This is a genomic window from Patescibacteria group bacterium (assembly GCA_038063375.1).
Taxonomy (GTDB): domain Bacteria; phylum Patescibacteriota; class Minisyncoccia; order Phycocordibacterales; family JANLHH01; genus JANLHH01.
On sequence record JBBTVG010000017.1, the window covers coordinates 39,755 to 48,038 of the forward strand.

At 40.1% G+C, this 8,284-nt stretch carries 10 protein-coding genes; 5 read left to right on the plus strand and 5 right to left on the minus strand.

The annotated features are described in order from the left end of the window. The first annotated feature begins 60 nt into the window (after positions 1-60). Genes AAB523_02470 through AAB523_02480 form a run of 3 tightly spaced genes read left to right on the plus strand, consistent with a single transcriptional unit; the run spans position 61 to position 2,862 of the window. On the plus strand, positions 61-1,134 hold the full coding sequence (locus tag AAB523_02470; GenBank protein ID MEK7556128.1) for a hypothetical protein: 1,074 nt from the start codon (positions 61-63) through the stop codon (positions 1,132-1,134). A 4-nt stretch (positions 1,135-1,138) separates the two neighbouring features. Further along, complete coding sequence (locus tag AAB523_02475; protein MEK7556129.1) at positions 1,139-1,600, plus strand: hypothetical protein; 462 nt, start codon at positions 1,139-1,141, stop codon at positions 1,598-1,600. 11 nt (positions 1,601-1,611) lie between these two features. Beyond that, on the plus strand, positions 1,612-2,862 hold the full coding sequence (locus tag AAB523_02480) for a hypothetical protein (GenBank protein ID MEK7556130.1): 1,251 nt from the start codon (positions 1,612-1,614) through the stop codon (positions 2,860-2,862). 45 nt (positions 2,863-2,907) lie between these two features. Here AAB523_02480 and AAB523_02485 read toward each other — a convergent pair whose 3' ends face one another. The 5 genes from AAB523_02485 to rpmH form a co-directional block, all read right to left on the minus strand. Next, positions 2,908-3,369, minus strand: coding sequence for a R3H domain-containing nucleic acid-binding protein (locus AAB523_02485; protein MEK7556131.1), 462 nt, complete (start codon positions 3,367-3,369; stop codon positions 2,908-2,910). A gap of 6 nt (positions 3,370-3,375) precedes the next feature. Beyond that, entirely contained in the window at positions 3,376-4,185 is an 810-nt protein-coding gene (locus AAB523_02490) for a YidC/Oxa1 family membrane protein insertase (protein MEK7556132.1), read from the minus strand. Between the two features lie 60 nt (positions 4,186-4,245). Further along, a complete protein-coding gene (gene yidD / locus AAB523_02495; protein ID MEK7556133.1) occupies positions 4,246-4,485 on the minus strand; it encodes a membrane protein insertion efficiency factor YidD in 240 nt (79 codons plus the stop codon). Positions 4,486-4,529: 44 nt separating this feature from the next. Beyond that, positions 4,530-4,907: a ribonuclease P protein component gene (rnpA, locus tag AAB523_02500; GenBank protein MEK7556134.1), complete on the minus strand. Its 378-nt coding sequence runs from the start codon at positions 4,905-4,907 to the stop codon at positions 4,530-4,532. A gap of 108 nt (positions 4,908-5,015) precedes the next feature. Then, on the minus strand, positions 5,016-5,150 hold the full coding sequence (gene rpmH, locus AAB523_02505; GenBank protein ID MEK7556135.1) for a 50S ribosomal protein L34: 135 nt from the start codon (positions 5,148-5,150) through the stop codon (positions 5,016-5,018). A gap of 387 nt (positions 5,151-5,537) precedes the next feature. Here rpmH and dnaA point away from each other — a divergent pair, with 387 nt between their 5' ends. After that, complete coding sequence (gene dnaA, locus AAB523_02510; GenBank protein MEK7556136.1) at positions 5,538-6,887, plus strand: chromosomal replication initiator protein DnaA; 1,350 nt, start codon at positions 5,538-5,540, stop codon at positions 6,885-6,887. 239 nt (positions 6,888-7,126) lie between these two features. Next, a complete protein-coding gene (gene dnaN / locus AAB523_02515) occupies positions 7,127-8,227 on the plus strand; it encodes a DNA polymerase III subunit beta (protein MEK7556137.1) in 1,101 nt (366 codons plus the stop codon). The last annotated feature ends 57 nt before the right edge of the window (positions 8,228-8,284 follow it).

An 8,284-nucleotide genomic window follows, 5' to 3' on the forward strand; every position in this document is an offset into this window, starting at 1 on the left:
TAGACCCGATGAGTAGATAAGAACTGCTGTTTTAGATATAATAAAAGTAACCTATGTTATATGGTTTTTACCAAACAGAACTCCGGAAGAAACACTGAAACCATGTCAATAAAGAGCGTCGCAAAAATTCTTCTCTCAGTAGTATTATGTGGCGCTTTTACCATCCCTGCTTTCGCGCAATTTAACCCCTCAAATAGAATTGATGTGCAAGCATCTCCTGAAACTCCCGGCCCTTTTGAGCAGGTAGCATTAGAGCTTTCCGGTTATGGTATTGACATAGATAGGTTGCACACCTCCTGGTATGTAAACGACAAATTAGAGCTTGCCGGAATCGGCAAGAAAAAATTCTCTTTCACCACCAAAGGGGTGGGGTCTTCCTCCACTGTCCGCGTGCTCGTTCGTTCAGGGACCGCGGGAGTCATTACCAAAACGCTCGTATTTTCACCGACAGAGGTTGACCTGCTCTGGGAGGCGATTGGCTCCTACACACCCGCCTTTTATAGAGGCAAGGCGCTTGCGACTCCGGAGGCGACAATAGCGGTTATTGCCATACCAAACATGACCGCGGCGGGGGCAAGCGCGTTAGGGATAAAAGATGTCGTATATAAATGGAAAAGAAATTTCAGTTATGCTGATTTCTACGACCAGTCAGGTTACGGTAATAATTTTGTTTTCTTTAAAAAAGACCCTCTCAAAAAAACCGATACCATCACTGTTGAAGCTTCTTCATTTGACGGGAAATTAAGGGCTCTGAAAAATATAAACCTCCCGAGCTATGACCCAAAAGTTATCTTTTATGAACATCACCCATTGGAAGGGATCCGTTACGAACACGCCGTGGGTACCACCTTTACTATGCAGAACAAAGAAGTACTCATATCGGCAGAACCTTATTTCTTTTCCATAAAAGACAAAGATGGCGGCAGCGTTTCTTACGAATGGCTGCTTGATAACAAGCAGGTAACCGATACGGAAAGTGACAAAAAGAGCGAGTTGGCGCTCCGTACCGAAGGAGGGAGCGGGAAAGCTTTGGTGCTGCTCCGCGTCAAACACACCACAAAAATCCTCCAGTTCCTTGAACAATCATTCACAGTGAACTTCGGGGAAACCAGTGCTACGTCTTTTGGTTTTTAACACCATGGAAAAAACAAGATCACAAATCGTCTCTCTTGTCATATCAGCACTCTCTTTGTTTGTGCTGTCTGCGGTATATGCGCATGCCGCGCTCCTTGAGCCTTCCATTGGTGGAGGAAACGCGAACATAAGTCCGGGAGATTACTTTAATAATATTTATCGTCTTATGGTGGGAATCACCGGCGTGCTGGCCGTTATTATGATCGTGGTCGGCGGGTTGGAGTATATAGCGAGCGCGGCAAACCCCTCCGCCAAAGCATCCGCGAAGAACAGGATATGGGCGGCGATCGGAGGACTCTTGCTTGCTCTCTCTTCATACCTTATTCTGCAAACCATTAATCCCAATTTGGTAAACTTTAATCTCAATATAAAAAAAGAATCGTTGCAACAAGGAACGGGGAGTGGTTCAACGGGGGGGACACCAAGTGGTGGTAATATCAATGCCGGTACGGCACCCGCCAAGTAATTAAGAAAAGTATGTCAAAAAAAATCATTATTATCGCTATTTCAATACTCGCGCTCATTGTGGTGATTGTTTTGGGTGTCATACTTTTTAGAAGTGGTAGTAATGGCGAAAGTGTTACCAAAACATTTGACAACTTTATGCCGTTTGGTATTCCTGAGGGTGGTGGTGACGCTACTCTTCCCGACAACACCGGCGAGGGTGCTGACCTCTCTCAAAAAGAAGAGGTGGCGGTACTCCCCGTATTGCGACAACTCTCCAGCGCTCCGACAGCAGGCGCTATCGCCATACAGAAAACTGTTGAGGATGCTGGTGAGCAGAAGGAGGTGACCGTAGCCCGCTACATGGAACGTACCACAGGACATGTATACGAAACAGAAATGGAAACGCTCAAAAACACACGCATCACAAACACGACCATTCCCACAGTATACGAGGCACTGTGGGGAAATAAAGGGGAGTCGATCATCGTCCGTTATATTAACGAGAATACCAACGCGATAGAAAGCTTCTCCGCCCGCATAATGAAACAAGAAGAGGGCGCGAGCGAGGGAACCCTTGAAGGCGCGTTTCTGCAAAGCGGCATTAAAGAAATAACCCTCTCTCCGACCAAGGGAACCATGTTCTACCTTGTACCGGGAGGAGACGGCACCATAGGCATCAGGTCAAAAATTGACGGGACCGACAAAGTGCAAGTGTTTGATTTTCCGTTTACGGAATGGTTGGCGCAATGGGCGACAAATAAGAACATCTTTCTTACTTCTAAGGCGTCAAACGATGTTTCCGGGTATCTCTACACACTGAGCACGGCGGGTGGTCCGTTAAAAAAAGTATTGGGTGACATCTCCGGTCTCACCACGCTCTCAAACGGGTCGGGAACGAAGATTCTTTATTCGGAGTCTACGGTGAATGGCTTATCGGTCGGCGTAGTAGACGTAACCAAAGCTGAATCAAAAAAACTCGGTATTACCACCTTGCCCGAAAAATGTATCTGGGCAAGCGACAATATAACCGTTTATTGCGGAGTGCCGGAGAACCTGCCGCAAGGAAAGTATCCTGATATTTGGTATCAAGGGTTGATGTCGTTCACGGATACGATATGGAAGGTAAATACCGAAACAGCGTATTCCGAGGTTTTGATAAAACCAATGGAGTCTCTCAATATAAATCTGGACATTATCAAACCATTCCTTGATGAGGACGAGGGTTACTTCTTCTTTACGAACAAAAAAGATTACTCGCTGTGGGCGCTTAAGATCAAATAGCGCGTGACATTCCCTCACAAACTAAAACCGCGCAAAAGCGCGGTTTTAGTTTGTGTTTTTGTATTTGATCACCACCTTTCTGTCTTTTCCAAATCCAACCGATGCTGTTTCCACTTCAAGGTCTCCTGCCAGTGTGGTATGTACTACCATGCGTTCATAGGGTGTCATGGGTTCCATTTCTACGTCCACGTGAAGTGATTTTGCGCGCTCCGCAAGCATTTTTGCTTTATTTTGCAATTCTTCGTTCCTTTGTTTTTGGTAACTGTTTACATCTATGGTGAAGTTCGTAAATTCTTCTTCCTTTTTTCTTTTATCAACTATCCGTTTTACGACGTGATTGAGCGCAATTAAATTTGCGCCATTATTGCCGATCAAGAAGCGAGCCTCATCTGTGTTGATCATAAACACCACTCCAATCTCACCCGAAACGATATCTACACCGTTAAATGGAATAGTGAGATGCTTTAATATTTCCTCAATGATGTCCTTGATCTCTTCCGTGGTCATATATAGTTACGTATTATCACGTTTCAGTTCACTCTGCAAAGCTTCGGCCTTCCGCTTCACAAAAAGCTCCTGCACGATGCTAAAGGCATTGCTTGTTACCCAATATAATGCGACTGCGGCTGAAATGGTATACGCGAACACGGAGACAAATATGGGCAGGATGTATCTCATCTGAAACTTCATGCTTTGCACAAGGTCGTCTTTAAGCGAGCCTGTGCTTTTAAGCGAGAGCTTCCCGACGTCGGGCATAGAAAGCTTTATTTGGAAATATTGGGAAACACCGGCAAGGAGAGCCAAAGAGATGCTCTTCCCCGTCATGTCAATGGAGCCAAGGAAGTTAGTTTTGACGAATTCCGGCATGTGAACGAACGAGTAGAGGATGTCGTGGTTGAGGAGTGCCGTATTGATGTGTCCGGGAATATAGGGAAGTTCGTTAAGGAGCGCGGGATCAAAACTAAGCCCTTTCCAAAACACCCAGTACAGCGCAAAAATGACAGGGAGTTGAACCAAGACCGTCAAACATCCGGAGAACGGGCTTACTCCATGTTTACGATACAGTTCCATGACCTGTCGCGCCTGCTCCTGTTTATCTTTGCTGTGTTTTTCTTTCAGGTCTTTGATGTCCGGCTCCAGTGTTCGAAGCTTTGATTGAGTTTGTATTCCTTTATGGGTAAAAGGGAAGAGAGCTCCCTTTACGATGAGCGTGAGGAGTACAACCGCAATACCGATATCGGCCCCCGGAATGACCGACACCAAAAAAATTAAGCCATTATAAAGCGGCTCATAGAAGAATGTATTAAAAAAACCGGATATCATCCCTTTATTCTACATAAAACGAACGCAATGTAAACGAAACCGGATGGGTTTTAGTTTTGGTTAAGTAAGGGGATCAATGGTTGGTTTTTGCCACGGGTGGCACCTCAAAACCCTTCGTATGCCCATAAAAATCCCTTTCAGGGCGCCATATTTCGTAATTGCTTCAATGGTGTAGTCCGAACATGTCGGATAAAACGCGCATGTGGTAGAACGCTTGATGCCGAGTGATACCAGTACCCCTTTGTCGGGGGAGAAAACCTTTTGATACCACTTGATCACGTGGATAAAAAAATGTTTCATATTGTTTGTACTACTCCAGTATACTGGAGTAGTGAAATTTATGTTTATTCCTTGAAAAGCTGTGTTGGACTGGCGTCATTCTTTTTTAGGAGGTGTGCGTTTTTTAAAAGTACGAGCACTTGGTCTTCAAGTTGGCTATGTGTAAGTTTCGTACTGTTTTTTTTTGAAAAGAAGACAGAGACAAATCCGTTCTTTATATTATCGCATTCTTTCTGTATCGTACGATACGTCCATCTTTTTAATTTATTTCTTTCCACCGCTTTTTTGGCGACCTTGCCGGAAATAACAAAAGAAAACTTGCTGGGAAGTTTCGAATCTTTTTTTACGACGACAAGCGAGAGGTGGGGAGAATGGTAGGTTTCTCCTTTTTTGTGACTCTTGGGAAATTCTTTTCTGCTGACCTTTTTTGATTGAGGCAACATACATGAGCGGCTTCACCCGATGTTGATATCCATCTTAAGTGAAACGTTTTTTAAAACAAAAAGAGAAGTTTACTCTGGGAATACCCTCGGGGCTCTGCCTCTCTCTCATTACACCGCGAGCTTTTTTCTCCCTTGAGCTCTGCGTTTTTTAATGATATTTCTTCCGTTCTTGGTCCCTTGGCGCACCAAAAACCCATGGGTTGTCTTCCTTTTTCTTTTTTTAGGGTTGTATGTTTTTGACATAATGATTAAGAGTATATAACGAAATAACAGAAAAGTCCATTTTATTTTTTTGTTTCACTTACCACGCCAGTACCTTTAGATCTCTCGTTATTTAATATCCAGAATCTCCTCTTTAAAAAGATATTCGCACTAGCATATATCATTCCACTGAAGTCAATATTCCAATGTGTCGCTTCGGTATATAATTGATTGTGGATACGTAAACTTTTTGTTTTATCCTTATTCTTCACTCTGTTTTCCTTCACCTTCAAAAAACATTTTTGGTTATCCCCACTTTATCAACAGAGTAATTAAGGTTTGCTTGTTTTTCTCTTCTTGCGGACAAAGGTATAATGGATTTACTTTTTACTGATTTATTGGTTTTTATAGCTACCGTCACATAAACATATGGTTGAAAACAAACAACTTTGGGATAGCGCGTTAAATGAAATAGAACTGGGTGTTTCAAGAGCAAACTTCAGTACATGGTTTAAGAACACATGTATCATCAATCAAGAAGATGGGGTTGTGTCGTTGGGTGTTCCTAATGCGTTTGTAAAGGACTGGTTGTATAACAAATATCATAAAGTTATTTTGAAATCATTGCGGGAATACTCCCAAAGTGTGCGCAGTTTGGAGTATGTGGTGTCAAAAGAACAAACAAAAACAAGGGAGGATGCGGCGCATGCTGTTTTTAAACCTTCGGCGGTAGGTGAGCTTCCTTTGAATGATCTGTATATAGATAAAAATGACAATTTAAACCCCCGATACACATTTAATTCATTTATTATCGGATCCTTTAATGATCTTGCGCATGCGGCGGCACAAGCGATCATAAAAAATCCCGGAGTTGTTTATAATCCGTTCTTTATCCATGGAGGTACGGGGCTTGGGAAGACGCATTTGATCCAGGCGGTGGGGAATTATATAAAAGAAGAGAATAGTAATAAAAAAATACACTATATTACCTCTGAAAAATTTTCTATTGACTACATCACCTCCCTTCAGAACAATAAGATAAATGATTTCAAGGAAAAGTACAGAAAGTATGATGTTTTAATAATGGATGATATTCAATTTCTTTCTAATAAAAATAAGACTCAAGAAGAATTATTTCATTTATTCAATTCCTTGTATGAAAACAATAAGCAGATTATTTTTTCATCTGACCAGCATCCGAATTTCATCCCCGGGCTGGAAGAAAGGCTTAAATCGCGCTTTAGTGCCGGTATGATCGTTGATATCGCGCACCCTGAATATGAGTCTAGGCTTGCGATATTAAGGCAAAAATTAAATCAGCGGAATTTCTCTCTTCCCGATGAAATACTGGAGTATGTTGCTTCATTATTAAATGGCAATATTAGGGAGTTGGAGGGGGTATTAAACTCTATTATCTGCCAATCTCAATTAAAAAATAAAGTATTGCTTATTGATGAAATAAAGTCGCTGATCAAAAACAGCGCGCGGCCTAAAAAAACAGTCTCTATGAAGGAAGTAATCAAAATAGTGGCTGGGTTTTATGATATTGAAGAGTTTATTATTTACGAAAAAACAAGAAGAAAAGAGGTTGTGAAGCCGCGACAAATTGCTATGTATTTATTAAGGGAAGATTTTAATATTTCTTATCCTTCAATAGGTCAAAAATTAGGGGGGAGGGACCACACTACGGTAATGCATTCGTGTGAAAAAATAAAAAATGCGTTAAAAAATGATAATGTGTTGTTGCAGGAAATTGAACAACTTCGTGCGATGATTTAAAAGTATGTGGATAAAATCAGTATAAGTATGTTGGTAAGGGTGGTAAAAAATATAATAATTAATAAAATTTTTAAATAGTATTTTATATTTCTTAAAAAACTATTTTTATACACATTTTATTGATTATAATTTTTTAAAAATATACTTATATGTCAATAAGAAAAAATGTTTTACACATATACACAGAGATAATAATAGATTAGATTTTTTTTAATTAATAATATTTAATAAAGAATATAATGAAGTTGGAGTGTATAAAAGAGAAGATAAAGGAAGTGGTTTCTAAAATAGAAAAAATAGTGGGGCAAAACCGCACACTCCCTATTCTAAACACCATCCTATTAATTGTGAATAAAAACACAATTACCCTAAGAGCCACTAATCTTGATATTGGGATAGAGATTGAGATCCCGGCAAAAATAGAATCCCAAGGCAGTGTTGCTGTTCCAGGAAAAGTGTTTTCAAACCTTCTCTCGTCAATATATGACGGTAATAATATTACTTTAGAAGAAAAAAACGGAAATCTTGAGGTTTCTACTAATAACAATACAACACTTATAAAATGTCTTCCACCGGATGAATTTCCAACACTACCCCTTATTCAAGACGGAGATAATTTTTTTATAGAAGCGGATAAACTCAATGAAGGCATTAAATCAGTAATATACAGCGCTTCAATTTCAGATATTAAACCGGAACTTTCAAGTGTGTATATACACACAGAAAATAATAACATTGTGTTTGTGGCAACAGATTCATTCAGATTAGCCGAAAAAAAAATAAAAAATGAGAATAGAAAAGAATTAAAAGGCATTATTATTCCTTTTAAGAACGCTATGGAATTATCACGCATATTTGAAGGAGAATCAGGTGTTGTTGATATACGTTTTAATAAAAACCAAATAGTGTTTTCTTTAGATCATATTTATTTTACCTCACGCATTATAGACGGAGTATTTCCTGATTATAAGCAAATAATACCCAAAGAACACAAAACAGAAATTGTGTTGTTAAAACAAGATTTTCTGAATAGTTTAAAAATAAGCAATATTTTTTCAGACAAATTCAATCAAGTGGTGATATTTGTGAGTCCGCAAAAAAAAATATTCACCATGAAAACAAAAAATGCCGATATTGGGGAAAGTACTATACAATTAAACGCGGCAACCCAAGGGGAAGAGTTGGAAATAAGTTTCAATTACAAATATATTATTGACTGTTTTCAAGCCCTCCATCAAGACAGTGTGGTAATAAAATGCAATGGGGCGGATAAACCGATCACCATACAAGGTGTTGGAGATAATTCATTCACCTATCTCGTTATGCCAATGAATAAATAAAGGGTTGAGGTGCGACCTTAAGGAGCACCGAAAGACCTTGGGTGATAGTTTTGAGCC

Coding starts and splice junctions, on each gene's coding strand:
- rnpA (MEK7556134.1), bottom strand. CDS start 4,907: ATGTTGCCTCAATCAAAAAAGGTCAGCAGAAAAGAATTTCCCAAGAGT.
- dnaA (MEK7556136.1), top strand. CDS start 5,538: ATGGTTGAAAACAAACAACTTTGGGATAGCGCGTTAAATGAAATAGAA.
- rpmH (MEK7556135.1), bottom strand. CDS start 5,150: ATGTCAAAAACATACAACCCTAAAAAAAGAAAAAGGAAGACAACCCAT.
- AAB523_02485 (MEK7556131.1), bottom strand. CDS start 3,369: ATGACCACGGAAGAGATCAAGGACATCATTGAGGAAATATTAAAGCAT.
- dnaN (MEK7556137.1), top strand. CDS start 7,127: ATGAAGTTGGAGTGTATAAAAGAGAAGATAAAGGAAGTGGTTTCTAAA.
- AAB523_02490 (MEK7556132.1), bottom strand. CDS start 4,185: ATGATATCCGGTTTTTTTAATACATTCTTCTATGAGCCGCTTTATAAT.
- yidD (MEK7556133.1), bottom strand. CDS start 4,485: ATGAAACATTTTTTTATCCACGTGATCAAGTGGTATCAAAAGGTTTTC.
- AAB523_02475 (MEK7556129.1), top strand. CDS start 1,139: ATGGAAAAAACAAGATCACAAATCGTCTCTCTTGTCATATCAGCACTC.
- AAB523_02480 (MEK7556130.1), top strand. CDS start 1,612: ATGTCAAAAAAAATCATTATTATCGCTATTTCAATACTCGCGCTCATT.
- AAB523_02470 (MEK7556128.1), top strand. CDS start 61: ATGGTTTTTACCAAACAGAACTCCGGAAGAAACACTGAAACCATGTCA.